The organism is Haloarcula sp. S1AR25-4, assembly GCF_031624555.1.
Classification (GTDB): domain Archaea; phylum Halobacteriota; class Halobacteria; order Halobacteriales; family Haloarculaceae; genus Haloarcula; species Haloarcula pellucida.
This window is the reverse complement of the sequence record NZ_JAMQOR010000001.1, coordinates 90,027-116,110: the sequence shown is the minus strand read 5'-3', so window position 1 is coordinate 116,110 and position 26,084 is coordinate 90,027. Positions and strand designations below refer to the sequence as shown.

The following is a 26,084-nucleotide window of genomic DNA, read 5'->3' as shown; positions in this document are numbered from 1 at the left end:
CTCAGCCGTCCAGTTCCCGGACGGTCACTCGTTCTCGCAACGCCGCGACGTCGTCGAGCGCCGGCACCGCCGTGCCGGCCTGTTCGACCAGTCGAGAGGAGACGGCGACGCCGTTCTGTAACGCTGCGGCGTCGTCGGCACCCGCGTCCCACGCCGCGAGGACGCCCGAGAGGAGCGCGTCGCCCGCACCGACTGTCCCGACTACGTCGACGTCCAGCGCTTCGGCGTACAGGAGCGTCGACCCGGTAGCGAGTACCGCGCCGTCGCCCCCCATCGACGCCAGTACGCGGTCGAATCCGCGGTCGCGGAAGGCGTCGGCCGCGCGAGCGCACCCCTCGACGGTCGAGACGTCGGCACCGGTCGCCTCGCCGAGTTCCTCGCGGTTTGGCTTGCACAGCGCGTACTGCTCGTCGAGTTCGCGGAGAGCGCGTCCCTCCATGTCGACGACGGTGTCCCAGTCGCCGGCCGCGGCGACGGCGTCGACGTCGGAAAGCGACACGCCGGGCGTGAGACTGCCGCTGACGACGACCTGTTCGGGGTCGTTCGAACGAATCCGATCGATAGTGGCGTCGACGACCGCGCCGTCTACCGTCGGCCCGTCGTGGTTGAGTTTGTACTCGGCGTCGGTGGCCAGGGCGGTGGTGTTCAACCGCGTCGTCCCGTCGACTTCGACGAAGGCCGTCTCGACGCCGTCGGCTGCCAGTTCGTCGCGGATGAACTCGCCGGTGAACCCGCCGACGATGCCGGTCGCGGCACAGTCCGTATCGAGCGCCGTGAGAAACTGGGCGACGTTGATTCCCTTGCCCGCCGCGTCGAACCGAGCATCGGTGGCTCGCATGACGTGGTCGGGTGCCATCGGTTCGTCGAACTGAATCGTCTGGTCGACTGCCGGGTTGAACGTGACTGTAACGATCATTTGCTGACTCCTTCGACGACGACGTCGGCGTCTGCGAACGCATCGGCGAGGGGGGACGGGAGTTCACCGTCCGTAACCACCATGTCCACGTCGTCTAGGTCCGCGAACGAGACGAAACTGCGCTCTCCGAACTTCGAGCTGTCCGCGACGAGTACCACGCGACCGGCCCGTTCGACCATCTGCCGCTTGACTTCGGCCTCGTCCTCGTTCGGTGTGGAGAGACCGGCCTCCGCGTCCAGCGCGTTCGTCCCGAGAAAGAGGAGATCGAAGTTCGTTCGGTCTAAGAACGCCTCGGCGGTCGGCCCGACCAGCGCCTTCGTCCGGGCCCGGAGCGTCCCCCCGGTGGACTTGACGTCTATCTCTCGGTTCGAAAGCTCCATCGCGAGTGCTGGCATGTTGGTCGCCGCGACGTAGCCGCCGTCAGGCGCGGCGCGTGCGACTTCCATCGTGGTCGTCCCAGCGTCGAAGAAGACGACCTGTCCGTCGCGGATCTCGTCGCTGGCGCGGGCGGCGATGGCCTGTTTGGCGTCGAGTCGCTCGACCTCGCGCTGGTCGTACGACCGCTCGGTGCCGACCGAGGAGGCCGGAACGGCACCACCGTGGGACCGCTCGATGCGACCCTCGGCTTCGAGGTCACGGAGGTCACGTCGGATGGTCGCCTTCGAGAACTCGAGTTCGTCGGCGAGTACCGCGACCGAACAGCCGTCTCGCTCTGTCACTAACTGGACGATAGTCCGCTTGCGTTCGGCCGGGAGCATACTGTTCCCGTGATTGTTTCGCTTCGGTTTTACCACTTTCTATCGACTGTTGCGCGTTTGTGACCGAAGAAGGGGGCGGTCGGTCGCTACAGTTCGTCGACGATTGCCGCCGTGACCGCCTCGGTGGAAGCGTCGCCGCCGAGATCCGGGGTCCGTGGTCCGGATTCGAGGACGGCCTCGACAGCGTCGCGCACGCGGCCGCCCTCCTCGTCGTAGCCGAGATGGTCGAGCAGCATCGCCGCGGAGAGAACCATCGCCGAGGGGTTGGCGATGCCCTCGCCCGCGATGTCGGGCGCAGAGCCGTGGACGGGTTCGAACAGCGCGTTCTCCTCGCCGACGTTCGCCGACGGCAGCAGTCCCAGTCCACCGACGAGGCCGGCCGCGAGGTCAGACAGCATGTCGCCCGCGAGGTTCGGACAGATGACGACGTCGTACTCCTCGGGCGTCATCACGAGGTGCATCGCCAGCGCGTCCATCAACGCCGTGTCGTAGTCGGCACCGCGTTCCGCTGCGACGGCCTCGGCGGTTTCGAGGAACAGGCCGTCCGTCTCGCGCATCACGTTGGCCTTGTGCGCGATGGTCACGTCGTCGTAGCCGTTCTGTTTCGCGTAGTCGAAGCCGAACTCGGCGATGTCTCGGGATGCGTCCTCGGTGACGACGCGTGTCAGCGTTCGGACGCCGTCGACGATCTCGTTCTCGATGCCAGAGTAGACGCCCTCGGTGTTCTCGCGGATGAAGACGATGTCGGTGTCCGGTTGGACCGCATCGAGGCCGGGGTACGAGCGTGCGGGGCGGACGTTGGCGAACGACCCGACGACGTCGCGCAGCGGGAGGATGACGTCGGCGGCCGTCTCGCCGGCCGCGCCAAAGAGCGTCGCGTCGGCGTCGGCGGCGATGTCTCGCGTCTCCTGTGGGAGTGCCTCGCCGGTCTCCGCCTTCACGGCGTCGCCGGCCGCAGCCTCGACGAACTCGAAGTCGACCGTCTCCAGCGCCTCCAGTACCGAGACGGCGGCGGGCGTGACTTCCTGCCCGATGCCGTCGCCGGGGATGACCGCAATCTCGTGTGTCATGTGCGCCGAGAGGCGGGCGGTCCGTGAAAGTGGTTCGGTTCGCGGGCGTCAGAACGTCACGCGGTCGCCAGCGCCGAGCCAGTAGCGATCGACGGCCAACACGACGGCTATCACGACCGGAAACGTGCCGAGCCAGTAGTACAGTTGCGTGAACGGGTCCGGCGGCGCGGCGATGGCGGCGGTGAGGAACCCGACCAGACTCCCGACGGCGAGCGTCCTCACGGCGACGTATCGGCGCCCCGGATCGCTGACTCGCTCCCGTCGCCGTCGAAGGAGAGACAGCGTCAGCGGGACGACGGGATAGGTCACGACCGCGACTGACCCCCAGAACCACGGGTTCAGACCGCGTGACGCCGCGTCGAGGGCGACCCAGAGCGCGACCGACACCACCGTAACGAGGAGTACGAGAACTATCAGAGCAAGCAGGAGGGCGTGCTGTGTCACGGTTACGCTTCGAGGGGACGGAACTAAAATCGGCCGGGGCGACCGCTCACCCCTGCCGGGCCAGCGTCACGCCGATGTCGTGTTCGACGAGCAAGAAGATACCCAGCGCCGCGAGGCCGACCGCCGCCGGGTCGACGCCGCCGAAGCCGAGAGTGGCGAGCAGGCCCGCGAACTGCTGGCCCTCGAAGACCAGCAACAGCCACACTGTCGCTCCGATGCCTTCGACGAGGCTGAACCCGATAGTGTTGAGGTTGACGACGTTCGATAGCGGCGCCTCCCCCCGGAGGATGTTGTCCTCGACGCTGTGCTGTGGTACGAGCAACACCGACAGGACCGCGCCGGCGACGAGGATACCGTCGACGCCGCCGAGTCTATCGGCGATACCGAGCCACACGGCCCAGAGCAACGCCTCGGAGACGCTGATACCGACGATTCGAGCGAGCGGGAAAGAGAGTGAGAGGCCGTTGACGGTGGCGTCGGTGAGGACGTGTTCGACGACGAGCCCGACCGTCAACACACCGAGGCCGATGGCCGCCGGGCGGGAGATGACCGGCGCCCCCTGGACGAGTGCCAACCAGAGCCCCAGCGCGACCGTCTCGACCACGGTGAACCCGACCATGAGGAACGTCCGGGCCGTGGCCTGAAGCCCAGTCAGTGATTGCATCTGTCTCGCGTCGAACGTGGCCATAGCGCTGGTGTGGTCGGTCAGGGTTTAGTTAGACAGTCGCTAAGGCCCGCTGTGAGCGCGCGACTGGCCACCGTCTGGAACCCGCCAGCGACGGTGGCCGTTTTGCCGACGGCGACGCAGTGGCACACTGGCTACTACAGACAGTATTATACGGTTACCGTCGACAGAACCAGCGTCGTCCACTGGGTGAGTCCTGGCGGTTTGTGCAACACAGCGAGGGCCGCCACAGGGATGAACCCCTGCCTAGCTAATCGTCCGCTTCGACGTCCGACCGGGTCTGGTCGAGATACGGCAACTGGTCGGCCGTCGCCTCGATGGCGTTCCGGTTGGCTTTCATCAGGGCCGTCGTGTCCCAGATGCCCTCGACGAGTGCCTGTCGCTGCGCGTCGTCGACGGAGACGGAAATCTCGTTGCCGAGCGCAGAACTCTCCGAGTTCTGCCCGGCTCCGGAATCGTCCGATTCCGGAACGCCGTACCGAACGGTCTCGGCCGCCACGTCGACCTCGATTTTCCCGTCGGGGTTGTCGTCGACCCACTGCTGGAGCGCGTTGATGCTCTCGTGGTCGGCGGTCACCGTCGGGATGCCCAGCGCGAGGCAGTTGCCCGCGAAGATTTCGGCGAAGCCCTCGCCGATGATGGCGTCGATGCCCCAGCGCATCAGCGCCTGCGGGGCGTGTTCGCGGGAGGAGCCACAGCCGAAGTTGTTGTTGACCACCATGACGTTGGCGTCCTGGAACCGCTCCTCGTTCATGGGGTGGTCCTTCTGGTTGTCCTCGTCGTCGAACCGGAGGTCGAAGAAGGCGAACTCGCCCAGTCCGTCGAAGGTAACGACCTTCATGAACCGGGCCGGGATGATCTGGTCCGTGTCGATGTCGTTGCCACGGATGGGGATGCCGGTCCCCTCGACGTAGTCGACCTCGGGAATCTCCTCGGTGGGGTCGCTCATTGCAGTGCCACCTCCTTGATGTCGCGCACGTCAGAGACCTCGCCGGTGATGGCCGCGGCGGCCACCATCCGCGGGTTCATCAGGACGGTCCGTCCGTCCTTCGATCCCTGTCGACCGACGAAGTTCCGATTCGACGAGGACGCACAGGCTTCGTCGCCCTCTAGCTGGTCCTCGTTCATGCCGAGACACATCGAACACCCGGCGTTGCGCCACTCGAAGCCGGCCTCCTCGAAGACGTCCTTCAGGCCTTCCTCCTCGGCGGCGCGCTGGACGCGCTGACTGCCGGGGACGACGAAGGCTCGCACGTCCTCGTCGACCTGTCGACCCTTCACGATGCGGGCCGCACGGCGCAGGTCGGGGAGGCGAGCGTTGGTACAGGAGCCGAGGAAGGCGACGTCGATGTCGTAGCCCTCCATCGTCTCTCCGGGTTCGACGCGCATGTGCTTCTGGGCGCGTCGGGCGGTGTCTTGCTTGTCCTCGGCGAGGTCCTCGGGTGCCGGGATGGGGTCGTCGATGCCGATGCCCTGTCCGGGCGTGGTCCCCCACGTGACGACGGGGTCCAGTTCGCTGGCGTCGATCTCGACGACGTCGTCGTACTCGGCGTCGTCGTCGCTCTGGATGGACTCCCAGTACGGTTTGAGTTCCTCGAACTTCTCGGGGTGCTCCTGGAAGTAGTCCGTCTGTTCGAGCCACTCGAAGGTGGTCTCGTCGGGGTTGACGTACCCCGCGCGAGCGCCGCCCTCGATGGACATGTTACAGATGGACATCCGACCCTCCATGTCGAGGTTCTCGATGGTCTCGCCGGCGTACTCGTAGACGTAGCCGACGCCGCCCTCGGTACCGAGACGGCGGATGATTTCGAGGATGATGTCCTTGGCCTCGACGCCCTCGTCGAGTTCGCCGGTGACCTCGATTTTGCGGACCTTCTGTTTCTCCATCGCGATAGTCTGGGTCGCCAGCACGTCGCGAATCTGGCTGGTCCCGATACCGAACGCCAGCGCACCGAAGGCACCGTGGGTCGAGGTGTGACTGTCACCGCAGACGATGGTCTTGCCGGGTTGGGTGATGCCCTGCTCCGGGCCGATGACGTGGACGATACCCTGATCGCCGGTGGTCGGGTCCGAGAACTCGATGCCCGCGTCGCGGACGTTCTCTTCGAGTTCGGCCATCATCCGCTCGGCAGCGTCGTCGGCGTACGGACGGTCCTGATTCGCCGTCGGGACGATGTGGTCGACCGTCGCGTGGGTCAGGTCGGGACGCGCGACTTCGAGGCCGCGCTCCTGGAGCATGCCGAACGCCTGCGGACTGGTGACCTCGTGGATGAGGTGGAGGCCGACGAACAACTGGTCCTGCCCGTTGGGCAGGGTGGTGACTTTGTGCCGGTCCCATACCTTGTCGTACAGTGTTCCCTGGCTCATGCGAAATCACCGTGTGATTGAGCACGAGGTCGATAGCCACAGCCCGCGCAGCGACGCGAGCAGGAATGTCTATCGGAACTCATACTGTCTCGTCCCGTCCTTCGGTGCCGCGCTCGTAGGCGCGAGAGACGCCCTCTCCGGGCGCTTCGTGGTCGACGTCTTCCATCGTCTCCGCTGTCCGATCTCCTTCGGCGTCGGCCTCTGAGTCACGCTCACCGCCGTCGGCCGCCACCGCCGGGCCGCGCTTGAACGCGGCGCCGAACGTCTCGTTCGTGTGTGGGTGCGTGTGGTCCACGTCGCCCATCGTGTCGTTCGTGTCAGTCATCTGCTGGTGCTTCCTCTTTCTGCTGGTCGGCGTCCTCGCCCCACGCGAACAGTTCGCGCAGGCCGGCGCCGACCTCCTCGATCTGGTGGTTCTGTTCCGCGTTGCGGTACTGCTTGTAGGCGGGTCGGTTGGCCTGGTTCTCGTTGATCCACTCGCGAGCGAACTCGCCGTTCTGGACCTCTTCGAGGATCTGCTCCATGCCCTCGCGGTCGATGACCTCCTCACCGCGGGTCAGGCCGCCGTACTCGGCGGTGTCGGAGACGGAGTTCCACATCTCCATGTGGCCGCCCTCGTACATCAGGTCGACGATGAGTTTGAGTTCGTTCAGACACTCGAAGTAGGCCATCTCCGGGGCGTAGCCCGCATCGACGAGCGTCTCGAAGCCGGCCTTCACGAGGTCGGTGACGCCGCCACAGAGGACGGCCTGCTCGCCGAACAGGTCGGTCTCGACCTCTTCCTGGAAGGTCGTCTCGATGACGCCCGCACGGGTACAGCCGACGCCCTTCGCGTAGGCCAGTGCCTCCTCGAATGCGTCGCCGGTGGCGTCCTGATAGACGGCCACGAGGCCGGGGGTCCCCTCGCCGCGCTCGTAGGTCCGACGGACGAGGTGGCCCGGCGATTTGGGCGCGACCATCGTCACGTCGACGTCCTCCGGCGGTTCGATCTGGCCGTAGTGGATGTTGAACCCGTGGGCGAACTGGAGCGTGTCGCCGGCGTCGAGTTCGTCCTCGATGGCCTCGTAGACGGCTGGCTGGACCGTGTCCGGGACGAGCATCACGACGCGGTCGGCCTCGCGGGCCGCCACGTCGGGCGTCTCGACGCGCAGGCCGGCGTCTTCGGCGGCCTGTCGCGAGGCGGACGTCTCACGAAGGCCGACGACGACGTCGACCCCGGATTCGTGGAGGTTCAGGGCGTGAGCGTGGCCCTGTGAGCCGTAGCCGAGTACGGCAACTGTCTCGTCGTCGAGTGTCGATACGTCTGCGTCGTCGTCGTAGTAGACGGTCGTCGTGAGTTCGTCAGTCATCTTTATCGAGTGTTGTGGGGCCTCGTTCCAGTGCGGCGGCCCCCGTCCGCACGATCTCCTGCACGTCGAACTGCCGGAAGGCTTCGACGGCAGCGTCTATCTTCTGTTTGCTACCCGTGACCTCGACGGTCACCGAGTCGGTGGAGGCGTCGACGGCCTGTCCGTCGTACATCTCCGCGACGGCGTTGACGTCGTCGGGTTTCTCGCCACCGACCTTGATGAGCGCGAGTTCGCGCCGGACCGCTTCCGGTTCCAGTTCCATCACCGAGATGACGGGCACGAGCTTCTGCAACTGCTTTTTGGCCTGCTCGATGCCCGGTTCCGGCTCCTCGATGAGGATGGTCATCCGGGCTATGTTCTCGTCACTCGTGGGGCCGACGGTTAGGCTTTCGATGTTGAACTGGCGGCGGCTGAACAGTCCGGACACTTCAGAGAGCACGCCCGGACGGTGTTTGACCAGCGCCGACAGCACCGCCTGTCGCGGTTCGTGGGTCACTTCGGCCTCGGGGTCGACGCGAATCCCTTGCGAGTTGCGTCGGCCCTCGGGGCGCATCCGTTCGTCGGGCGCGGGGCCTGGCATTCCTCCAGTCATCGTTAGAGCATCTCCAGATGGTCTTCTTCCAGTGCGAACAGGCCGTTGTCGCCGCCGCTCGGGACCATCGGGAAGACGTTCTCCCCGGGGTCGATGTGGGCGTCGATGACGCTGGGCCCGTCGTAGTCGCGCGCTGCCTGAATGGTGTCCTCGACGTCCTCGGCTTCTTCGAGGCGGAAGCCGCGAGCGCCGAACGCCTCGGCGAGCTTGTCGAACTGCGGAATCCACGGATACTCCGAGGCCATGCGACGGCCCTCGTAGAACCCGTCCTGCCACTGGCGGACCATCCCGACGGCCTCGTTGTTGAGGATGACGTACGTGATGTCGAGGTTCTCCCGGACCGCGACCGAGAGCCCTTGCACCGTCATCAGGAACGAGCCGTCGCCGTCGAAGCAGACGACTTCCTGGTCGGGTGCGGCCAGTTTCGCGCCGATGGCCGCGGGAACGCCGTACCCCATCGTCCCGAGGCCGTGGGAGGAGACCCACGTCCGGGGCTCGGTGTACTCCCAGAACTGGGAGGCCCACATCTGGTGCTGGCCGACGCCGGTACAGACGATAGTGTCGTCCGGCGTCACGTCGGAGAACGTCTCGACGACGTACTGCGGTTTCAGCGGTTCGTCGTCGGGCATCTCGTAGGTCATGGGGAACTCGACTTTCCAGTCCTGGCACTGTTCGCGCCACTCGTCGGCGTCGGGCGCGCGCGGCATCGCGTCGAACAACTGGCGCAGGACCGCACGAGCGTCCCCGACGAGCGGGTAGTCGGCGTAGACGTTCTTGCTGATCTCCGCCGGGTCGATGTCGACGTGGACGAGGTCCGCGTCCGGCGCGAACGAATCGACGCCGCCGGTCAGACGGTCGTCGAAGCGCGTCCCGATGGCCAGCATACAGTCCGTGTTCGTGATGGCCATGTTGGCGTAGCCGGTGCCGTGCATCCCGGCCCACTCCAGCGAGAGTTCGTGGTCCTCGGGGAAACTCCCGATACCGGGCATCGTCGTGATGACCGGAATCTCGTACTCCATCGCGAACTCCCGCAGGGCGTTGGAGGCGTCGGCCTTGATGACGCCACCACCGGCGAGGATGACCGGCCGGTCGGCGTCGGCAAGCACGTCGGCGGCCTCTTGGACGGCCTCGTCGTCGGCCTCCTCGGGCACGTCGTAGGTGTCGGGCGTCGACGGCGCCATCGGTTCGACGTCCGTCTCGCCCTGCGTGACGTCTTTCGGGAGGTCGACCAGCGTCGGTCCCTGTCGACCGGCGTCGGCCAGCGCGAACGCCTCGCTGACGTCGTTGCCGACGGTGTCCGAGTGGTTCGCGAAGTAGCTCTCCTTGGTGATAGGCTGGGTGATGCCGACGGTGTCCGTCTCCTGGAACGCGTCGTTGCCGACGAAGTCGGTCGGGACCTGTCCCGTCAGCGCGATCATCGGGTCCGAGTCCATCGACGCGTCGGCGATGCCGGTCACGAGGTTCGTCGCGCCCGGCCCGGACGTGGCGAAGCAGACGCCGGGGTCGCCCGTGACGATACCGTAGGCGTCGGCGGCATGAGAGGCCCCTTGCTCGTGGGCCATCGTCACGTGGGTGATGTCCGAGTCGTACAGGGCGTCGTAGACCGGCATGATTGCGCCGCCCTGGACGCCGAAGATGTACTCGGCGCCGGCGTTCTCTAGCGCGCGGACGACCGACTGCGCGCCCGTGGTGACCGGTGCCTGTTCCTCGGTCGATTCGTCGTCTGCCTGTTCGTCCTCCGCGGGGACGGACGCACGTTCGCTCATGCTGTCGCCCCCCCGTGTGTCTGTCGCGGTTGTGTGTGTCCTGCGTGCATAGCTGGCGTCTCTGCTGTGTGGTGGAAAGTCGGTACGGCCGGCGACGAAAGTGAGGTGTGAGGGGCTATACAGCCCCTACAATACGCACGTCGCGAAGAAGGTCCGCGCCGCTGGCGATGGGTCGAACCCGCGGTCCAGCGTGCGCTGTCATCACGTCGAAAATCTGTTTGCCACGGGTAATAAACGTTCTGTGAGAGGTGCTGGCGCACGCCTCGATCGCGAACACGCGATACTGCGCGCCGCTGGTGGCTGTTCGTCGCGGCCGAAGGTCCGGTCATCGGCCTACGCGCGGACCTCCTCGGTCTCCTCGTCGACGCCGACTTCGGTGGCGAACCGTTCCAGTTCGCTCATCGTGACCTGCTGTTTCTCCGCGCCGTAGTCCTTGACGCGGCGGGTCACTTCCCGCACTTCGGCGTCGGTCGGCGCGTAGCCCGCGTCGACCAACCGCTCGCGTACCGAGTGTGCACCGGTGTGTTTCCCCAGTACGAGTTCGCGCTCGGCGCCGACCATCTCGGGGGTCATGACGCCGGGTTCGAACGTATCGGAGTTCTCGATGACGCCGGCCGCGTGGATGCCGCTCTCGTGGGAGAAGGCGTTGCGTCCCACGATGGGCTTGTTCGCCGGAACCGGGATGTCGGACTTCTCCTCGACCAGCCGTGACAGCTCCGTGATACGGGTGGTGTCGATGCCGGTCTCGACGTCGTACAGCGACTCCAGCGTCATGACGACCTCTTCGTAGGCCGCGTTCCCGGCGCGTTCGCCGATGCCGTTGACCGACACCTGCGCCTGACTCGCGCCCGCCTCGAAGCCGGAGATGGCGTTCGCGGAGGCCAGACCGAAGTCGTCGTGGGCGTGGACGTCGATACGGGCGTCCGTGTGCCCGTCGACCATCTCGATGAGGTCGTAGAACCGACGTGGCGTCGCGACCCCGCAGGTGTCTGGGATGTTTATCCAATCCGCACCCGCCTCGGACGTCGCCTCGATGACCTCGACGAGGAAGTCCTCGTCGGTCCGGGTGGCGTCCATCGGCGAGAACATGCACTCGGCACCGGCCTCGACGATGCGCTCGACGCTCTCGACGGCGCTGTCGAGTGCCTCCTGCCGGGTCGCGTGCATGGAATCTTGCAACTGTACGTCCGACGTCGAGACGAACGTGTGGACCATGTCCACACCCGAATCTAAGGCCGCCTCGATGTCTTTCTCGACCACACGCGCTAGACCGCAGGTCGTCACGCTCGTGGACTCGGCGATGTCACGCACTGCCTCGAACTCCGCGTCGGAGTTGACGGGGAACCCGGCCTCGATGACGTGGGTCCCCATCTCGTCGAGTACAGCGGCTATCTCGCGTTTGTCCTCGTAGTTGAACGACGTGCGTGGCGACTGCTCACCATCACGCAGCGTGGTGTCGAAAATCCGTGCGTCTGTTATCTCAGACGTGGAATCCAGTGTGCCCTGGAAGAACTCGATCCGCCGGAGATCCCGACGTGCCCTCGTTGTTGGACATAAGCACCTATATCTGGACACTTCCGGTATTTATAGTTGTCCATCGGGCCGGTTCTGGGCGGTCGGTCGCTCCCTCGCGGATGCCGGACGTCAGACGCCGGGCCGAGGATTTTTGCCGTCGCCGCGTCTGTACGCGGGTATGAGTGATTTCGAGGGACTGGACCTGCAGGCCGTCGAGGACCAGATGGCGGCCGACGCCGACGCGGGCGGGAGCAATCGCGTCGTCCTCGGCGTCCTCGACGGGTCCGAGGAGGACGACGAGTGGCTAGACGTGATAGAGGAGGGCGCCGTCCTCGTCCTCGACGTCGACGGCGACCTGAACGAACTCGCGTCCGGGTTCGCCCGTCCGGTCAAGGAGTCCGGCGGCGAACTGATGCACTTCCGCGGCTTTCTCGTCGTCACGCCGCCGGGCGTCACCATCGACACCGGCCGGCTCTGAAACGGACCGCGGGTTATGCCCGTCGAGTCCGGGCCAGCAGCGCCACCCCGAACACGGCCAGTAGCGCCACGACGACGCCGAACCCGGGACCGCTCGATCCGGTCACGGTCGGCGTCGGCGAAGACGTGGATTCGACAGTTGCCCGCTCGGCGGTCGCCGTCGCGGTCTCGGTGTTCGTCTCGGTAGTCGTCGCCGTCTCGGTGATCGTCGCCGTCTCGGTGCGCTCGACGCTTCGCTGTGGCCCACCGACGGCGAACGTCGAGAAGCCGGGTGATTCTGCGCGGTACTCGCCGTCGCCGAGGGAGGTCGTGTTCAACGCCTGCCAGCCGTCGTGGTAGCGGTACACCGTGACGTTCGCCCGGCTAACGCCGAGGGACTCGCGCTCGCTCTCGGTGAGCATGACGTGTATCGCCGCCTCGGAGACGTTGCCGTCGGTGGTGCTGGTGTCGATGGTCACGTACTCGACGGCCGCGGCAGTACGCTCGGTCGAGAGCGCCGGGACGTCCGAGGGCGACTCAGACGACGGGCCGACGCTCACGTCGAGATTTTCGACGCTGTGTGCGGCGGTGACGTTGACTCGGGAGATTCGCGCCCCGTCGGTCGCGGTAGTGTCGTCGGCCCCGTCGAACTGGACCGACACCGTCTCGTTGGCCTGGACGGTCGCCACCGTCGCCGTCGCGATGCCGGTGCTCGCGTTCTGGACGGCGGACACCTCGACGACTGACGGCGTCGTGGTCGTGTTCGCCGTCGTGTTCGTGGTCTCGTCGGACTCGGTGTCGCTCACCGTGGGGGCGGTCGTCCCGCTGGACCCGCCGTTATCACTGCCACCCGAGGTGGAACTGATGGCCGTCTCGTTCGGGGATATCTCGGCGTACCCTGCGGAGTAGCTGATGTTCTCGATGCGGATACGGGCCCCGTCGTCGATCTCGGTGACGGTGAACTTCCGGGGCTCGTTCTTGAACGAGACGTCGAGTTCGGTCTCGGGATCGTCGACGCCCCACTCGTTCAGTTGGGCGTCCGGGATGGTCGCCTGATAGAACCCGGTGTGTTTCCCACCGCTCGTGTTCTTACTCGGTGCGGCCATCCAGACCTGTAGCGACCCGTTGTCGTAAGTCGGCGGCGCGAACCGCTGGGCGTTCGTCGTCGTACTGATGCCGTTGAGATTGTTCTGGACGGGCCCGGGCACCGTCGAGAGGTCGAACAGCCCGAAGTACACCGTCCGCGTGAATCCGACGTCGGCCGCCGCGTTCCGGCCGGTCGGCCAACTCACTTGTGACGGACTCTGGAACAGCAGCGGGCCGACGCCGTGTTTGTCGATGGCGACCGCCTGTAGGTCGACCGTCGAACCGGTGATGGTGATGTCGGTCCCGTCTTTCACGCTCGCGTTGGGTGAGGTCTCCCAGCTAGCGTTTCTGAGCCCCCAGATGAGCGAGTTGGGGTCGAAGTTTTTCACGGTGAGATCGATGCGGAACTCCGTCGACTCGGTAACGCCGAGGCTGGTGAGGTTGTCGGGCTTGCCGACGCCGCTGCCCTTGTAGGAGGACTCGTCGACGAGTTGCAGCTGGAGGAGGCCCGATTGGAGGTCGGTCCGCACCCCGAGGTTCGACCGGTCACCGGGCCCGGACGTGATGGTGGCGTTCGACGCCTTGACCGATGCTTTCTCCAACGTGAAGTCCGCCCGTCCAGTCTCGCCGGAACGCAAGGTGACCGACTTCGAGGACGCGCTCTTGTCCCGTGCGAACACCGAGACGGTGTAGTTGCCGGGCGAGACCGTAACGGAGTAGTCGCCGCTCTTGTCCGTTGCGGCCGGGTAGAAGTTCTCGCCGTCGCTGACGAGCACCTGCACGCCGCTCGCATCCGTCCCATCGACGTCAGTGACCGACCCCTCGATGGTGGCCGGGGAGGAGAGCGAGACCGTCACGTCGGTGGTCTCGCTCTCGTTGACGGTGACACCCCGGAGAACCTTCGGCCCATAGCCGGATGCATCGATGCGGAGCAGATAGGTCTCGGCTGACGTCGTGACGGTGGCTTTCCCCGTGCCGTCGGTCGTCGTCCGGCCACCGAATCGGTAGTCGGAGCTCCGGTAGCTGACGGTCGCGCCGTTGATCGCCTGTCCGTTCGGTCCAGTGACCGTCACCGAAACGGTCCCGTCGCCGGGAATCCTCGGCGTGGTCATATTCACCGTCGTCGTCGCCCCGTCGGTCACGGTGACACCCTCGCGGAAGTCGATATCGTAGTCGTCCCCGGTGCCCGGCGAGGCGAGGATGACGTACGAACTCGTCGCGGGGTCGAGTGCCAGCGAGTACGACCCGTCGCTGGCCGTCGTCGTAGTGGCAGCGAGGGCGTTCGACCCGGCCCGGAGGGCCTGAATCTGGACGCCGTCCAGCGGTGTCCCGGTGCCGTTGGTCACCGTCCCGTTGACCCAGCCACCGTGCTCCATCGTCACGTCGTTCGTGACCGAGCCGCCGGTCGTGACACTCACCGTACTCGACTGGCGGGCGTAGCCGTCCGCCGTCACGTTGACGTAGTACGTCCCCGCGGGGACCGTGGCCCTGTACACCCCGTTGTTCGGGTTGACGCCGTAGCTAGTCACGACGGTCCCGGTATTTGGCTGGACGATGCGGACGTCGACGCTGTTGTCGGTGAGTGCCGACCCGCTCTCGTTGGTTACCGTTCCGGTGATGTCACCGCCCTCGACGATAGTCACTTCGTCGTTGGCTCGCTGGACGTTCTGCCCGTTGGTCCGGGCGTCGATGGTCACGTTGTGGTCGTCCGCCAGCGCAGGGTTCTGGACGGACCGCACGTCGAACGTGACTGTGACCGGACTCCCGTCGGGGATGTCGCTTGCAAGGGTGACGTCCAGTGCCTCACCGCTTTTGACGGCGGTCGTGGAACTGACACCGACGTCCTGCTTTGTGCCACCGACGGTGACGGTGACGCCGCTGACGCGCGCGTTCCGCAGGTCGGCACCGGTACCGGTGAAGTTCACCCGAAGCGTCTGTGCTCGTTTGCTCAGTGGGTCGAAATCAGCACGGACCGAGTAGTCGGCGTACTCCCCGGCGGCCGACTGCGCCGTCGTCAGGTCGGCGTTGCCCGCCGCGTTCGACGCGGCGTTACCGGAGACCGCACCGCCGGGTACGGTTCCGACGCCGAACGCGAGCAGTGAGAACACGAGTAGCGCCGACAACCATATCGCCCGAAGTTTTCGAGTCTGCTCAGCCATGATTGGGGAAGTAACATTCTTTTAAAAATACGTTCGGGTCGCATTATCACTGCTGAGAACATATAGGCCAAATGTCAAACGTTCGTAAACCTCATTTGAGTTCTACCCGGCCGTCACGACGGCGACACCAGCGTCAGGTAGTGCCCGTCCGGGTCGCGGATGCGAACACCGTCGTCGACGGACGTGACCGCCAGTGCCTCGTCGGCCACCTCGCGAGCGACCGACTTCGGGTCCGCGGCGGCGACGCCGAAGTCGACGTGGACGCCGCCGCGGGCGTCGGCGATGCCGAGTCGCGGCGACCAGAGTTCGAGGTCCAGTTCGCCCGTCGTCAACCGCACACGGCCCGTCTCGCGCCCGTCGTCGGCCATCTCGAACCCGAGCGCCCGGTAGAACTCCACGGCGGCGTCCAACTGCTCGACTTCGAGGACGAGTTCGAACAGTCCGGTGACGCCGTGGCCCTCGTGGGGGCGCTCGCCCAGTTCCACGCAGTTACCCTCCGGGTCGTAGAAGTACAGCGAGCGCTCGTCGCCGAACGTCTCCTCGACGAGGTCGAACCGCTCGTCGAGGCGGTCCCACCAGTCGTCGTACTCGCGTTCGGGGATCGTCATCGCGTAGTGGGTGTGTAAGCCACCACGGGGGACCGGTCCCGGCGACCGCAGACGGAGTTCGGTGTCGCCCGCGGCCAGAACCGCCGACTGTTCGGTCTCTCTGACCACGTCCATCTCGAGGAAGGCGTCGTAGAACGCCGTCATCCGGTCGGTGTACTTCACTTCGAGCGTGAGCCACTCCGGGTGCGAGACCATACGACGACGTTCGTAGTCGAGGGGCAAAACTGTCCGTACCTGCGGGCCAGTCCGAGGCGGGTACCGTGTTCCAGATGGCCTCGTTTCGAACATTTATCCACGCTGAGGGCCTACGGAGCGATATGCCTATGAAAGGCTCCGGGCCGTCGACAGGGTGGGAGGAGACGAACCGCTGGGAGCGAGGCGTCAGTTGGCTCCCACATCCTGAAGAGACGATGCAGCGGGTGAGCCACGCCCTCGACACCGAGGCCGGCGTCGTCGTCGTCGACCCGGTCGACGCCGACGGCATCGACGACCTGTTCGCCGAGTTCGGCGAGGTGGCCGGCGTCGTCGTCCTGCTGGACCGGCACAAGCGTGACAGCGCGGCCGTCGCCAACCGCCACGACGTGCCGGTGTACATCCCGGAGTGGATGTCCGGCGTCGAATCCGACCTCGACGCGCCGGTCGAGCGCGTCCGCCGGCAGATTCCGGGCACCGATTACGGCGTCCACAAACTCTTCGACAACCCGTTCTGGCAGGAAGCGGCGCTGTACGGCGACGACGACGACACGCTGGTCGTCCCCGAAGCCGTCGGGACGGCGGACTACTTCCTCGCCGGCGACGAGCGTCTGGGCGTCCACCCGATGCTCCGCCTGACGCCGCCGTCGAAACTGAAGCGACTGGACCCGGACCGACTGCTCGTCGGCCACGGCCACGGCATCATGGCGGATGCTACGGAGGCGCTCATCTACGCGCTCCGGGGCTCTCGCTCCCGCACGCCGAGCCTGTACGCGAAGAACATCAAGTCGCTCGTTCTCGGCTGAACCGGGCCCCTCCGGCGCTCGTCGGCGACGGGGTTATACGCGTGCCACGACAACTATACGCGTGGTCTACGTCACACGCGGCCTCGTCGAGACGCTGTTACGGCTTGCGCGGGAGGCAGAGCCCGACGACGTGACGATATCGCTGGCGGTCACGCGGGCCGGGGAGCTACCCGACGCGGACTTAGACCCCGAGACGCCAGTGTTCACGGACTTTTACCTCCCGTCGGCCGGCGGGTCGGTCAACGCCGTCTTCGGGATGGACCTCGGGACGCCCGCCGGCCAGACGCAGGGCCGGTTCGTCTCCCACCCCGACGGCTACATGGGCGTCAGTAAGACGGACGACCTGCACGCGGTGGTGTTCGTCGCCATTCCCCCGTGGGACGAGGCGTCGTTCGCCGCATTCGACCGCTCGGGACGGCAACAGGACGTGACGATTCTCGACGTCGAACCGCCCGAAGAGTCGCTGGCCTGATTATTCGAGGTAGCCGAGGTCCCGCAACTGGTCGGCGATGTCCTGGAACTCCGCTTCCGTCAGTTCGCCCTCTCGCTGGTGCTGGACGACGATGCTCCGCAGGAGAAAGCGGACGAGGTCCGACGTACTGGAGAAACTGGTCCCCTCGATAGTGCCCTCGACGCGTTCGGCGAGGTCTTTCGGTATCGAGACGGTGGTGTATTCGGCCATACCTGAACGATTGCCGGCCGGCAGGAAAACGGTTGTGTCCCGTCGTCAGCGGGGTTCGTCCGCGTCGGTGTCGAACTGACCGGCAGTCGCGGAGCTAGTCGGTGAGAACATCATCTGCGCGCGGTCGGAACCGGACCGGCGCGCCGCGTCGAACGTCGGGGTGTCTGTCGGATACGCGTCGTCGTCGGTGGGGGTCGTGATTCGTGTCGTCATCCTGGGGGTCGTGTGGGTCGTCTGGAGTAGTCGTCTGTGTGGGCTGAGCGTGTGTGTGCGGCGAGACTTGCTTTGGGTACAAGCATAGGCTACCACCTCCTTTTGCCCCATCTATAATAAATGTTCATGATGTAGAGGTGGGAATGATCTCTCTAGTGACAAGAACTTTGATTAATCGCGTGGTATGTTACCGTGGAGGACACCAATGGGCCTCCTCTCACGACTCACAGGCATCGGCAGCAACGACACGGACGAAGCGGTCGAGATGGGCTACGAGTGTGTCGTCTGCGGCGAACAGACGGAACTGCCGGAAGCCGCGTGTCCGAACTGCGGTGGGCAGATGGAGCAGTTGTAGGGCGGCCTGCCCACCTACACCACCAGTCGTTTTTCGTACTCGGTGAGGTTCTCGTAGCCGTCCTCGGTGACGACGGCGATGTCCTCGATGCGGATACCACCCACCTCGGGGTCGTAGAGACCGGGTTCGATAGTGACGACGTGGCCCGGTTCGAGGTCCCCGCCGTTCGGCGAGAGACGAGGGAGTTCGTGGACGTCGAGGCCGACGCCGTGGCCGGTGCTGTGGATGAACCCCGTCTCCGTCCGGTCGTCGCTCCGCAGTGTCGGGTGACCGGCGTCCTCGTAGACGTCACAGACGGCGTCGTGGACGTCCTCGCCGGTCGCGCCCGGTTCCAGCGCGTCGAACGCCGCGTCCATCGCTCGCTCGGTCAGGTCGTACCACTCCTCGACAGTGTCGCTCGGCGTGCCCTTACAGACGGTCCGTGTCATGTCGGCGTGGTACTTCGTCGACTTGTCCTGCGGGAAGATGTCGACGATAATCGGCTCGTCGGCCGTCAGCGGGCCACTTCCGCGGTCGTGGGGGTCGGCGGCATCGGCCCCGCAAGCCACGATAGTCTCGTCGAGCGAACAGCCGTGTCGCAGGAGCGTCACCTCTATCTCCTCTTTGACGCGTTCGCTCGTCAACGTCTCGCCGTCGTGTGTGAGCGTGCCGTCGTCGTCGACTGTGGCGTCCGCAAGCAGGTCCTCCGCGGCGGCCATCGCCGCTTCGTTCGCTCGCTGGGCGGCGCGGACGTGGTCGACTTCCTCGTCGGTCTTGGTCGCGCGAATCTCGGTGACGACGCCGTCGGTGTCGGCGGTCACGGAGACGCCACGTGCGCGGAGGCCGTCGGCCGTCTTGAGCGGGAACCGCGGCGGAACGGCCACGCTGTCGACGTCGTAGGAGGAGAGAAACGCCGCGAGGACGTACGAAACGGCCTCCTCGGGGCCGTACTCGTCGACCAGTTCGGCGTGGTCGAAGTCCACGTACCGCTGGACCGACTCGGCCCGCGACTCCCGCTTGGCGCGGCCGAACTCCAGACTGCGCGGGAACAGCAGGTGCGTCTCCCCGTCGTACAGCGTGATGAACGGGTCCGGGGCGTCGAATCCCGAGAGGTAGTACTGGTCCGAGTCCTCCGAATCTGCATCCAGCAGGTAGCCGTCGGTGTCCGTCTCGTCGAGATACTCGTCGAGTGCCGAGAGGTCGGGGTCCATACGCAGGCGTCCGGGCGGCGACGGCAAAGGGCTACCGACGCCACGGTAGCAGTGCCCGTACCGAGACGGCACTGTCGACGGTCCGCGGGAAATCGGCCACGAACACGCGCGGTGGTCCCTCCGCTTCGCGTATCGCTACCACGTCAACGTCCTGAAGGGACGCCAGCGGGCGCCGGGGAGACGTCGAGAGCGAACCGACAGGGCTAGACAGAGACGAGACTGTCCGGGCGGCGGTCGAACGACGAGTGTCCAGTCGCACGATAGCCGTGACCACAGTAGCTGTTTAAGCTCTGAGCCGACGTACGATGGACCGATAGCAACAGTCACGTCGCGATATCCGATGGCACAGAACGCCGGTGAACTCACCCGCAGAACCACGCTCGGCGTCCTCGCGGCTATCGTCGCCCCGCTGGTGGTCCTCGCTATCGTCGACGCCCTCGCCCTTCCGGCCGGTGCGACCGGGGAGACGAGTCCGTTCGCGGCCGCTCCGGTCGTTATCAGCACGCTTGTCGCCGTCCTCGTCGCGTTGCACGTCGTCGCCGTGCCGCTGGTGGCTTTCGTCGTCGGCGCAGTTCGGCGCTGAACGAGCCGTCACGTCCGTTCTCGCTCGATTTCTCAGAGCGGTAGCCTCTTGTCGCCCGCCCGCAATCGCCCGGACATGGACGTCACGATACGCGAGTCTGCGGTCGCGGGGACCACGCAGGCCCCGCCGTCGAAGAGTTACACGCACCGGGCCATCCTCGCCGCCGGGTACGCCGAGGGCGCGACCGTTCACGACCCACTCGTCAGCGCCGACACGAAGGCGACGATGCGCGCGGTCACCGCCTACGGTGGCACCGTCGACCGGAGCGACGAGAGCGCAATCGCGGTCGAAGGGTTCGACGGCCGCCCCGAGACACCGGACGACGTCATCGACTGCGCCAACAGCGGCACCACGATGCGACTGGTGACGGCGACGGCCGCCCTGCAGGACGACCTGACCGTCCTCACCGGCGACGACTCGCTCCGCTCGCGCCCGCAGGGACCGCTGCTCGACGCCATCGGGCAACTCGGTGGGCGCGCCGACAGCACGCGGGCGAACGGGCAGGCACCCCTCGTCGTCGGCGGCGGCGTCGACGGCGGTACCGTCGCCATCCCCGGCGACGTCTCCTCGCAGTACATCACCGCCCTCCTGATGGCCGGCGCGGTCACCGACACGGGCATCGACGTGGAACTGACGACCGAACTCAAATCGTCGCCGTACGTCGACATCACGCTCGAAGTGCTTTCTGACTTCGGCGTGACGGCCGAACAGACCGACGACGGCTACACCGTCGCCGGCGGGCAGTCCTACGGCCCCGAGGACGGCACCTACCACGTTCCCGGCGACTTCTCCTCGATGAGCTATCTCCTCGCGATGGGCGCGTTGGCGGGCGACGACGCGGTGGCGGTCACCTCGGCGTTCCCGAGCGCGCAGGGTGACTCGGCTATCGTCGACGTCCTCGACCGGATGGGCGCGACGCTTGACTGGGATCAGCAGAACGGCGAGATAACCGTCGAGCGCTCGGCGCTGTCGGGTATCGAAGTCGGCGTCGAGGACACGCCGGACCTCCTGCCGACCATCGCGACGCTGGGTGCGGCCGCCGACGGCGTCACCCGCATCACGGACGCCGAACACGTCCGCTACAAGGAGACGGACCGCGTGAGCGCGATGGCCGAGGAACTGACGAAGATGGGTGCCGAAGTCGAAGAGACGCAGGACGAACTCGTCGTCTACGGCGAGGACACGGATCTGCACGGTGCGACGGTCGACGGCCGTGCGGACCACCGCATCATCATGTCGCTGGCCGTCGCCGGCCTCGTCGCCGACGGCGAGACGACCGTCACGGGGGCCGAACACGTCGACGTCTCCTTCCCGAACTTCTTCGACGTGCTGTCGGGTCTGGGTGCGGCCGTCGACCGGTAGCCGTCAGTCAGCGAATCGGGGGTACGCATCTACAAGGTTCAAATGCCCCCGCCCCCGAAACGTTGCTAATGAACGGCAACGAGTTCGGTCGTCTCTTTCGGATGACGACCTACGGCGAGTCACACGGGGAGGCCATGGGATGTACGGTCTCGGGCGTTCCAGCAGGCGTCGAACTCTCCGAAGAGCAGATTCAGGAGGACTTGGACCGTCGCAAACCCGGTCAGTCGATGATTACGACCTCGCGGGGCGAACCGGACAAGGTGAAACTCAACTCCGGCGTGCAGGACGGCTACACGACGGGGACGCCCATCGGGATGGTCATCCAGAACAAGGACGCCCGCTCCGGCAAGTACGAACCGTTCATCACGGCCCCGCGCCCCTCCCACGGCGACTACACCTACTCGGCGAAGTTCGGGACGCGCAACTGGGGCGGCGGTGGCCGCTCCTCGGCCCGCGAGACGGTCAACTGGGTCGCGGCCGGCGGCGTCGCAAAGCAGGTCTTAGCGCAGTCCGACTACGACGTGACAATCAAGGCCCACGTCTGCCAGATAGGAGACGTCGAGGCGGACGACGTGACCTTCGAGGAGATGCTGGAACACTCCGAAGAGAACGAAGTCCGGTGTGCCGACCCCGAGGCCGCCGAGGAGATGCGCGAACTGGCCGATCAGTATCAGAAAGAGGGCGACTCCATCGGCGGCGCCATCTACTTCGAGTGTCGCGGCGTCCCCCGCGGACTGGGCGCCCCGCGGTTCGACAGTTTCCCCTCCCGCCTCGCACAGGCGATGTACTCCATCCCGGCGGTCAACGACTTCGAGTACGGCATCGGCCGCGAGGCCCGGACGACGGCGGGCAGCGAGTACAACGAGGACTGGGCGTTCGACGAGGACGGTCACCCGGTGCCGGAGGGCAACGACCACGGCGGCATCCAGGGCGGTATCACCACGGGACAGCCCATCTACGGCGAAGTTAGCTGGCACCCGCCGGTCTCCATCCCGAAGACCCAGACGACCGTCGACTGGGAGACCGGCGAGGAGAAGGAAATCACCGTGACGGGCCGTCACGACCCCGTCCTGCCGCCCCGTGCCGTCCCCGTCGTCGAGGCGATGCTGTACTGTACGGTGCTCGACTTCATGTTGCTGGGCGGGCGCATCAACCCCGACCGCCTCGACGGGCGTCCCGGCGAGTACGACACCGACTATCACCCGTCCAGCCCGCAGAACGACCCCGAGGACGCCGAGACGCACGCCAAGACCGTCGACGAGGACTAACATGGACGCCAACCAGGAGTCCATCGCGAACCCGTTCGGGATGGACGAGAACTGTCAGAACTGCCCGGCGCTGTGTGAGACCCGGGAGAACGTCGTCCACGGCTACGGCGACGTCGGCGCGGAGTTCGTCGTCCTCGGCGATTCGCCGAGCGAGGGCGCCGACGAGTCTGGCATCCCCTTCACCGGCGAGACGGACCGCGAACTGCTGGACGTCCTCCGCAGCGTCGACATGGTCGAGGACACCGACGCCGACGAACCCGACCTGAAAAACGTCTTCCTCACCTACGTCACCCGGTGTCGCCACCCCGACCGAGCGGCGACGGACGAGGAGGTCGTGAACTGCGAACCGTACCTCAACAGCGAGATACGGATGATAAACCCCGAGATTCTACTCCCCGTCGGCCAGCGCCCCCTCGAAGAACTGGCCTTCGAGTACACGACGCTCTCCGAGGACGAGTTGGACATCGAGGAACGCCACGCGACGACCATCCGCGGCCGTGGCTTCGAGATTCTGCCGATGCTCCCGCCCGCCGAGCAGACCGACGACGAACGAGAGGCGTTCGTAGAGCACTTCAGTGACGTCCTCGGACAGGACTACCGCCAGACGAAGGGCCGGCGCGGTCGATAGCTCCGTCGTCGCCTACCCGGGTGTTCTCGTCTCGTACACAGAACGGAACCGACTAACCACAGACGGCCCCAGAGTGAGGTATGACTACGGTCGCAGTCCTCGCGGACCCCCCAGTCGAGGGGTTCGTCCTGCCCGAGTTGGCCGCGGGACCGCTCGACGAATCCGAGGCGACAGCCCTCTACACCGCGATGCTGGGCGACGTCTGTCGCGCCGTCGAGGCCAGCGGTGCCGAGTTGCTCGTCAACTACCGTCCCGGCGAACAGGTGCCCGACGGCGTCGACTCAGAGGCGGCGGTCAGAGAGCCACTCGACGACGCCCTGCAAAACCCCGGCGAGGCCCGGTACGAGGTACAGGTCGGGTCGACGTTCGCCGGCCGCATCGGCAACACCGTCACCCACCTGCTCGACCGAGAGGGCGTGGCCACCGTCGCCGCCGTGAAACCGACCGCCGCGTTGCTCGCTCGCCAGCAGATAGATAGCGCCGCGATGAAACTCCGCTCCAGCGACGTCGTCCTCGGGCCGTCGACCGACGGTCGCGTGTACTACGCCGGGTTCGCCGACCCGATAGACTTCGAGGACGCCTACACCACGCCGGCCGTCGAAACGCTCGTCGACCGGGCCGCCGACGCCGACCACGGCGTCGACTTCCTCCCGACGAACCCCGTCGTCGAGACGCCGGCCGACCTCCGAACGATCGTCCCCCTGCTCCGCGCCCGTGTCCGGACCGGACGCGTGGTGCCGCCGCGGACGACGACGGTCCTCGACGAGTTGGGGTTGCGTGTGCGAGACGCCGACGGCGACCCAACGTTGGTTCGCGAGTAATCGATAGGCCTTAGAGGAATCACCCGTTAGCAGTGCCTGCGGTGGGGTGGCAGAGTGGCCTATTGCGCCGGTCTTGAAAACCGGTATCCTCACGGATTCCTGGGTTCAAATCCCAGCCCCACCGTTTTGCTCCGAGTCACGCGAGCGGGACCGGTACGACTGACAGTCGAACCACGGTAGACCGAGCGCAATGTGCTGGCATCGGGTTCACCTCCCAGCCCGACCGTGCGTCCAGAGAGAACGACGCGCGAGTCGGTGCGGCGTGATTCCCGACGAACGCCTCGTCCCGGGTCGGCTGTCTGGCACCGATGGTGACCGAGTGTGTCGAAATTGGGTACGACGGCGTATTTTTCAGCAACGATAGTTCAAAAAACCGTGGTAACGACCGGGCGGTTTTAAGCCACTGGTACGGGTCAGGACTACGTGATGCAGCCAGACATCTGGTCCGAATGGGACATCGGGAGCCGGTGTGTTTCCGTCGGTCTCGTAGTCCTCCTCGTCGCCGGGGCGCTTGCGACACCCGCGGCGGCGGCACCGAGTATGTATCTCTCGAACGCGAACGTACAGGAGTCGACGGTCCTCGTCGGCGAGAACGTGACCGTGACCGCCCGAGTGAAGAACCTCGGCGACGAGTCGGGAGGGTTCACGTTCGAGTTCAATCGCAACGGTAGCGACTTCGCCTCACAACGGGTCGTCGTCGCGGCAGACGAGTCTGTGCAGGTCAACCAGACGGTCTCGTTCAGTTCACCCGGGACCTACAGACTCTCGGTCAACGACCGCGAGGCCGGACTCGTCGAGGTTCAGCGGGCGAAAGCGACGGTCGAGAGCGCGGACGCTGCCCAGCGAGCCATCGAAGTGCGCGCGGGGTCCGTCTCGACGACGCGCCCGTACACGCTCGACATCCCGAACTCGACGAACCGCTCGTTCGCCGTCGAGACGTGGACCGTCCAGACGGGCGAGTCGTCGTACACACAGCAGATAATCGAGTACACCGACCCGTCGGCGGCGACGGTAGAGGTCCCGTCTGGCAGGTCGGCGACCGTCGCCAGCGTCTTCACCGTCGACTCGACGGCGGACATCGAGCAGGCCACGGTCCGGTTCTCGCTCGACCGGTCCCGACTCCGCGAGGTCGGCCTCGACCAGAGCGAGGTGACGCTGTACCACCGCAACGGGTCCGCGTGGGAGCCCCTCGACACCGCTATCGTCGAGGAGCGAGCGAATAGCGTCGTCTACGAAGTGACGGCGACGGAGTTCTCGACGTTCGCTGCCGGCCGTATCGAACCCGAGTTCACCGTCGAGGACACGTCGCTGAGCACGACGCAGTTAGACAGTGGGCAGCGCCTCGTCCTCGAAGCCGTCGTCAGGAACAACGGCAGCGTCGCCGGTGAGTACGAAGGGGCGATGGTCGTCAACGACGAGCGAGTGAACGCGACGACGGTGACGATGCCGGCAGACAGCGAGCGCACGATTCGTCTCACCCACGACGTTAGCTCGGCCGGCACCTACGAAATCGCATTGAACGACGACGACGCCGGGAGCATCGTCATCTCGGAAGGACAGGTCGCAGACGACACCCCGACGAGGACGGAAGCGACGACGACCACCAGTCAGTCCACGCCCGCAGAGACCACGGCGCCCGATAACGGCCCCGCTATCTCGGTCCCAGCGGGCGTCCCGGCGACGGTGATGGGTATCGACACCGTCTACCTCGGCGGCGGCATCGGGGTCGCTCTCGTCGTGTTCTTCGGTCTCGTGTTGGTGCTTCGCCGCGGCGGCGGCGGTGGCAGCGGCGGCGGATTCGACCAACTCTAGGGTCGAGTCGCCGGAGAGCAATCCTTTTTGTGTCGCTGTACCCAGCCACACGTATGGACTGGCCGCACGACCCAGATGGTGAAGAGGGCAGCGAAGGCCGCCGGAAGTACGGACACGCCGTCCTCGCGAAGAAAATCGACGAAGACGAGGACTTCCCGCTCACGGCCGAGGAGTACGTCGAGCAGTACGGCGACCATCCGGTCCGTATCGACTACGAGACGGTCGTCAGCGTCGAGGAGATATTCGAGTACGTCGATCAGGGCGAGTTCGAGGACTTCCCAGATTTCCACAGGGCCCTCGGCCGGGCGCTCCGCGAGGCCGATCTGTGGCCCTACCGTCTCGAACACGCCTGAGTGACGAGGCGACGCTCTCCGTGTGGTGTGAGTCCACGACACATACTT

The 26,084-nt window shown here is 66.1% G+C and carries 28 protein-coding genes and 1 tRNA gene; 12 read left to right on the top strand and 17 right to left on the bottom strand.

Going from position 1 to position 26,084, the window contains the following annotated elements; translation table 11 throughout:
• Position 1: 1 nt before the first annotated feature.
• The 12 genes from pfkB to NDI85_RS00625 all read right to left on the bottom strand — a co-directional run bounded on the left by pfkB (position 2) and on the right by NDI85_RS00625 (position 11,531).
• Positions 2 to 916: a 1-phosphofructokinase gene (pfkB, locus tag NDI85_RS00680; protein ID WP_310914640.1), complete on the bottom strand. Its 915-nt coding sequence runs from the start codon at positions 914 to 916 to the stop codon at positions 2 to 4.
• Entirely contained in the window at positions 913 to 1,674 is a 762-nt protein-coding gene (gene glpR / locus NDI85_RS00675) for an HTH-type transcriptional regulator GlpR (RefSeq protein ID WP_188995446.1), read from the bottom strand. The genes pfkB and glpR overlap by 4 nt, the downstream gene beginning before the upstream one ends.
• 86 nt (positions 1,675 to 1,760) lie before the next feature.
• On the bottom strand, positions 1,761 to 2,744 hold the full coding sequence (locus NDI85_RS00670) for an isocitrate/isopropylmalate dehydrogenase family protein (protein ID WP_310914639.1): 984 nt from the start codon (positions 2,742 to 2,744) through the stop codon (positions 1,761 to 1,763).
• A gap of 48 nt (positions 2,745 to 2,792) precedes the next feature.
• Positions 2,793 to 3,188, bottom strand: a complete 396-nt coding sequence (locus tag NDI85_RS00665) for a hypothetical protein (RefSeq protein ID WP_188995450.1) — start codon at positions 3,186 to 3,188, stop codon at positions 2,793 to 2,795.
• A 46-nt stretch (positions 3,189 to 3,234) separates the two neighbouring features.
• Positions 3,235 to 3,876, bottom strand: a complete 642-nt coding sequence (locus tag NDI85_RS00660) for a hypothetical protein (RefSeq protein WP_166970724.1) — start codon at positions 3,874 to 3,876, stop codon at positions 3,235 to 3,237.
• A gap of 247 nt (positions 3,877 to 4,123) precedes the next feature.
• Positions 4,124 to 4,822: a 3-isopropylmalate dehydratase small subunit gene (gene leuD, locus NDI85_RS00655; protein WP_310914637.1), complete on the bottom strand. Its 699-nt coding sequence runs from the start codon at positions 4,820 to 4,822 to the stop codon at positions 4,124 to 4,126.
• Positions 4,819 to 6,240 (bottom strand): 3-isopropylmalate dehydratase large subunit, encoded by a 1,422-nt coding sequence (leuC, locus tag NDI85_RS00650; protein WP_310914636.1) that lies wholly within the window; start codon positions 6,238 to 6,240, stop codon positions 4,819 to 4,821. The genes leuD and leuC overlap by 4 nt, the downstream gene beginning before the upstream one ends.
• Before the next feature lie 79 nt (positions 6,241 to 6,319).
• Positions 6,320 to 6,565: a hypothetical protein gene (locus NDI85_RS00645; protein ID WP_188995458.1), complete on the bottom strand. Its 246-nt coding sequence runs from the start codon at positions 6,563 to 6,565 to the stop codon at positions 6,320 to 6,322.
• Positions 6,558 to 7,589 (bottom strand): ketol-acid reductoisomerase, encoded by a 1,032-nt coding sequence (ilvC, locus tag NDI85_RS00640; RefSeq protein WP_188995460.1) that lies wholly within the window; start codon positions 7,587 to 7,589, stop codon positions 6,558 to 6,560. Before ilvC ends, NDI85_RS00645 begins: the two co-directional genes overlap by 8 nt.
• The gene (gene ilvN / locus NDI85_RS00635; RefSeq protein ID WP_166970735.1) at positions 7,582 to 8,169 is read right to left on the bottom strand and encodes an acetolactate synthase small subunit; all 588 of its coding nucleotides are present in this window, start codon (positions 8,167 to 8,169) and stop codon (positions 7,582 to 7,584) included. Before ilvN ends, ilvC begins: the two co-directional genes overlap by 8 nt.
• Before the next feature lie 14 nt (positions 8,170 to 8,183).
• Positions 8,184 to 9,947 carry a biosynthetic-type acetolactate synthase large subunit gene (gene ilvB / locus NDI85_RS00630; protein ID WP_188995462.1) on the bottom strand — a complete coding sequence of 588 codons (1,764 nt, stop codon included), beginning with the start codon at positions 9,945 to 9,947 and terminating at the stop codon, positions 8,184 to 8,186.
• 333 nt (positions 9,948 to 10,280) lie between these two features.
• Positions 10,281 to 11,531, bottom strand: coding sequence for a LeuA family protein (locus tag NDI85_RS00625; RefSeq protein ID WP_396275511.1), 1,251 nt, complete (start codon positions 11,529 to 11,531; stop codon positions 10,281 to 10,283).
• A gap of 109 nt (positions 11,532 to 11,640) precedes the next feature.
• On the opposite strand from NDI85_RS00625, the gene NDI85_RS00620 reads away from it, so the two are divergent.
• Positions 11,641 to 11,940, top strand: a complete 300-nt coding sequence (locus NDI85_RS00620) for a DUF5779 family protein (RefSeq protein ID WP_188995465.1) — start codon at positions 11,641 to 11,643, stop codon at positions 11,938 to 11,940.
• Positions 11,941 to 11,953: 13 nt separating this feature from the next.
• Here NDI85_RS00620 and NDI85_RS00615 read toward each other — a convergent pair whose 3' ends face one another.
• Entirely contained in the window at positions 11,954 to 15,163 is a 3,210-nt protein-coding gene (locus NDI85_RS00615) for a carboxypeptidase regulatory-like domain-containing protein (RefSeq protein ID WP_310914635.1), read from the bottom strand.
• Between the two features lie 113 nt (positions 15,164 to 15,276).
• Positions 15,277 to 15,966 carry a VOC family protein gene (locus NDI85_RS00610; protein WP_310914634.1) on the bottom strand — a complete coding sequence of 230 codons (690 nt, stop codon included), beginning with the start codon at positions 15,964 to 15,966 and terminating at the stop codon, positions 15,277 to 15,279.
• Between the two features lie 122 nt (positions 15,967 to 16,088).
• On the opposite strand from NDI85_RS00610, the gene NDI85_RS00605 reads away from it, so the two are divergent.
• Both NDI85_RS00605 and NDI85_RS00600 read left to right on the top strand, forming a co-directional pair.
• The gene (locus NDI85_RS00605; protein WP_396275497.1) at positions 16,089 to 16,769 is read left to right on the top strand and encodes a hypothetical protein; all 681 of its coding nucleotides are present in this window, start codon (positions 16,089 to 16,091) and stop codon (positions 16,767 to 16,769) included.
• Between the two features lie 61 nt (positions 16,770 to 16,830).
• On the top strand, positions 16,831 to 17,241 hold the full coding sequence (locus NDI85_RS00600) for a hypothetical protein (RefSeq protein ID WP_188995471.1): 411 nt from the start codon (positions 16,831 to 16,833) through the stop codon (positions 17,239 to 17,241).
• On the opposite strand, the gene NDI85_RS00595 is transcribed toward NDI85_RS00600, so the two are convergent.
• Positions 17,242 to 17,451 (bottom strand): ribbon-helix-helix domain-containing protein, encoded by a 210-nt coding sequence (locus NDI85_RS00595; protein WP_166970745.1) that lies wholly within the window; start codon positions 17,449 to 17,451, stop codon positions 17,242 to 17,244.
• A 45-nt stretch (positions 17,452 to 17,496) separates the two neighbouring features.
• Positions 17,497 to 17,664, bottom strand: coding sequence for a hypothetical protein (locus NDI85_RS00590; RefSeq protein WP_166970748.1), 168 nt, complete (start codon positions 17,662 to 17,664; stop codon positions 17,497 to 17,499).
• Between the two features lie 205 nt (positions 17,665 to 17,869).
• Here NDI85_RS00590 and NDI85_RS00585 point away from each other — a divergent pair, with 205 nt between their 5' ends.
• Positions 17,870 to 18,019, top strand: coding sequence for a hypothetical protein (locus tag NDI85_RS00585; RefSeq protein WP_188995473.1), 150 nt, complete (start codon positions 17,870 to 17,872; stop codon positions 18,017 to 18,019).
• Positions 18,020 to 18,033: 14 nt separating this feature from the next.
• On the opposite strand, the gene NDI85_RS00580 is transcribed toward NDI85_RS00585, so the two are convergent.
• Positions 18,034 to 19,209, bottom strand: coding sequence for a Xaa-Pro peptidase family protein (locus tag NDI85_RS00580; RefSeq protein ID WP_310914633.1), 1,176 nt, complete (start codon positions 19,207 to 19,209; stop codon positions 18,034 to 18,036).
• Positions 19,210 to 19,549: 340 nt separating this feature from the next.
• Here NDI85_RS00580 and NDI85_RS00575 point away from each other — a divergent pair, with 340 nt between their 5' ends.
• From NDI85_RS00575 to NDI85_RS00540, 8 genes are all read left to right on the top strand, one after another.
• Entirely contained in the window at positions 19,550 to 19,792 is a 243-nt protein-coding gene (locus NDI85_RS00575) for a hypothetical protein (protein ID WP_310914632.1), read from the top strand.
• 75 nt (positions 19,793 to 19,867) lie between these two features.
• The gene (gene aroA, locus NDI85_RS00570; RefSeq protein ID WP_188995479.1) at positions 19,868 to 21,154 is read left to right on the top strand and encodes a 3-phosphoshikimate 1-carboxyvinyltransferase; all 1,287 of its coding nucleotides are present in this window, start codon (positions 19,868 to 19,870) and stop codon (positions 21,152 to 21,154) included.
• A 68-nt stretch (positions 21,155 to 21,222) separates the two neighbouring features.
• On the top strand, positions 21,223 to 22,422 hold the full coding sequence (aroC, locus tag NDI85_RS00565) for a chorismate synthase (RefSeq protein WP_310914631.1): 1,200 nt from the start codon (positions 21,223 to 21,225) through the stop codon (positions 22,420 to 22,422).
• Position 22,423: 1 nt separating this feature from the next.
• Complete coding sequence (locus NDI85_RS00560) at positions 22,424 to 23,050, top strand: uracil-DNA glycosylase family protein (protein ID WP_188995482.1); 627 nt, start codon at positions 22,424 to 22,426, stop codon at positions 23,048 to 23,050.
• Between the two features lie 80 nt (positions 23,051 to 23,130).
• On the top strand, positions 23,131 to 23,871 hold the full coding sequence (locus tag NDI85_RS00555; RefSeq protein WP_310914630.1) for a hypothetical protein: 741 nt from the start codon (positions 23,131 to 23,133) through the stop codon (positions 23,869 to 23,871).
• Between the two features lie 40 nt (positions 23,872 to 23,911).
• Positions 23,912 to 23,995: transfer RNA gene (locus tag NDI85_RS00550), tRNA-Ser, on the top strand.
• 302 nt (positions 23,996 to 24,297) lie between these two features.
• Complete coding sequence (locus NDI85_RS00545) at positions 24,298 to 25,683, top strand: PGF-pre-PGF domain-containing protein (RefSeq protein ID WP_310914629.1); 1,386 nt, start codon at positions 24,298 to 24,300, stop codon at positions 25,681 to 25,683.
• A gap of 53 nt (positions 25,684 to 25,736) precedes the next feature.
• Complete coding sequence (locus tag NDI85_RS00540) at positions 25,737 to 26,036, top strand: DUF5785 family protein (protein WP_166970764.1); 300 nt, start codon at positions 25,737 to 25,739, stop codon at positions 26,034 to 26,036.
• Positions 26,037 to 26,084: the final 48 nt, after the last annotated feature.

Bases quoted from the DNA above. Each gene is read 5' to 3' on its own strand.
- NDI85_RS00620 (WP_188995465.1), top strand. From the start codon at position 11,641: ATGAGTGATTTCGAGGGACTGGACCTGCAGGCCGTCGAGGACCAGATG.
- NDI85_RS00605 (WP_396275497.1), top strand. From the start codon at position 16,089: ATGCCTATGAAAGGCTCCGGGCCGTCGACAGGGTGGGAGGAGACGAAC.
- NDI85_RS00590 (WP_166970748.1), bottom strand. From the start codon at position 17,664: ATGACGACACGAATCACGACCCCCACCGACGACGACGCGTATCCGACA.
- NDI85_RS00545 (WP_310914629.1), top strand. From the start codon at position 24,298: ATGCAGCCAGACATCTGGTCCGAATGGGACATCGGGAGCCGGTGTGTT.
- NDI85_RS00560 (WP_188995482.1), top strand. From the start codon at position 22,424: ATGGACGCCAACCAGGAGTCCATCGCGAACCCGTTCGGGATGGACGAG.
- NDI85_RS00610 (WP_310914634.1), bottom strand. From the start codon at position 15,966: ATGGTCTCGCACCCGGAGTGGCTCACGCTCGAAGTGAAGTACACCGAC.
- glpR (WP_188995446.1), bottom strand. From the start codon at position 1,674: ATGCTCCCGGCCGAACGCAAGCGGACTATCGTCCAGTTAGTGACAGAG.
- NDI85_RS00660 (WP_166970724.1), bottom strand. From the start codon at position 3,876: ATGGCCACGTTCGACGCGAGACAGATGCAATCACTGACTGGGCTTCAG.
- NDI85_RS00575 (WP_310914632.1), top strand. From the start codon at position 19,550: ATGGCACAGAACGCCGGTGAACTCACCCGCAGAACCACGCTCGGCGTC.
- leuD (WP_310914637.1), bottom strand. From the start codon at position 4,822: ATGAGCGACCCCACCGAGGAGATTCCCGAGGTCGACTACGTCGAGGGG.
- ilvC (WP_188995460.1), bottom strand. From the start codon at position 7,589: ATGACTGACGAACTCACGACGACCGTCTACTACGACGACGACGCAGAC.
- NDI85_RS00645 (WP_188995458.1), bottom strand. From the start codon at position 6,565: ATGACTGACACGAACGACACGATGGGCGACGTGGACCACACGCACCCA.
- NDI85_RS00540 (WP_166970764.1), top strand. From the start codon at position 25,737: ATGGACTGGCCGCACGACCCAGATGGTGAAGAGGGCAGCGAAGGCCGC.
- ilvN (WP_166970735.1), bottom strand. From the start codon at position 8,169: ATGCCAGGCCCCGCGCCCGACGAACGGATGCGCCCCGAGGGCCGACGC.
- NDI85_RS00595 (WP_166970745.1), bottom strand. From the start codon at position 17,451: ATGGCCGAATACACCACCGTCTCGATACCGAAAGACCTCGCCGAACGC.
- pfkB (WP_310914640.1), bottom strand. From the start codon at position 916: ATGATCGTTACAGTCACGTTCAACCCGGCAGTCGACCAGACGATTCAG.
- NDI85_RS00670 (WP_310914639.1), bottom strand. From the start codon at position 2,744: ATGACACACGAGATTGCGGTCATCCCCGGCGACGGCATCGGGCAGGAA.
- NDI85_RS00585 (WP_188995473.1), top strand. From the start codon at position 17,870: ATGGGCCTCCTCTCACGACTCACAGGCATCGGCAGCAACGACACGGAC.
- ilvB (WP_188995462.1), bottom strand. From the start codon at position 9,947: ATGAGCGAACGTGCGTCCGTCCCCGCGGAGGACGAACAGGCAGACGAC.
- leuC (WP_310914636.1), bottom strand. From the start codon at position 6,240: ATGAGCCAGGGAACACTGTACGACAAGGTATGGGACCGGCACAAAGTC.
- NDI85_RS00580 (WP_310914633.1), bottom strand. From the start codon at position 19,209: ATGGACCCCGACCTCTCGGCACTCGACGAGTATCTCGACGAGACGGAC.
- NDI85_RS00555 (WP_310914630.1), top strand. From the start codon at position 23,131: ATGACTACGGTCGCAGTCCTCGCGGACCCCCCAGTCGAGGGGTTCGTC.
- aroA (WP_188995479.1), top strand. From the start codon at position 19,868: ATGGACGTCACGATACGCGAGTCTGCGGTCGCGGGGACCACGCAGGCC.
- NDI85_RS00615 (WP_310914635.1), bottom strand. From the start codon at position 15,163: ATGGCTGAGCAGACTCGAAAACTTCGGGCGATATGGTTGTCGGCGCTA.
- aroC (WP_310914631.1), top strand. From the start codon at position 21,223: ATGAACGGCAACGAGTTCGGTCGTCTCTTTCGGATGACGACCTACGGC.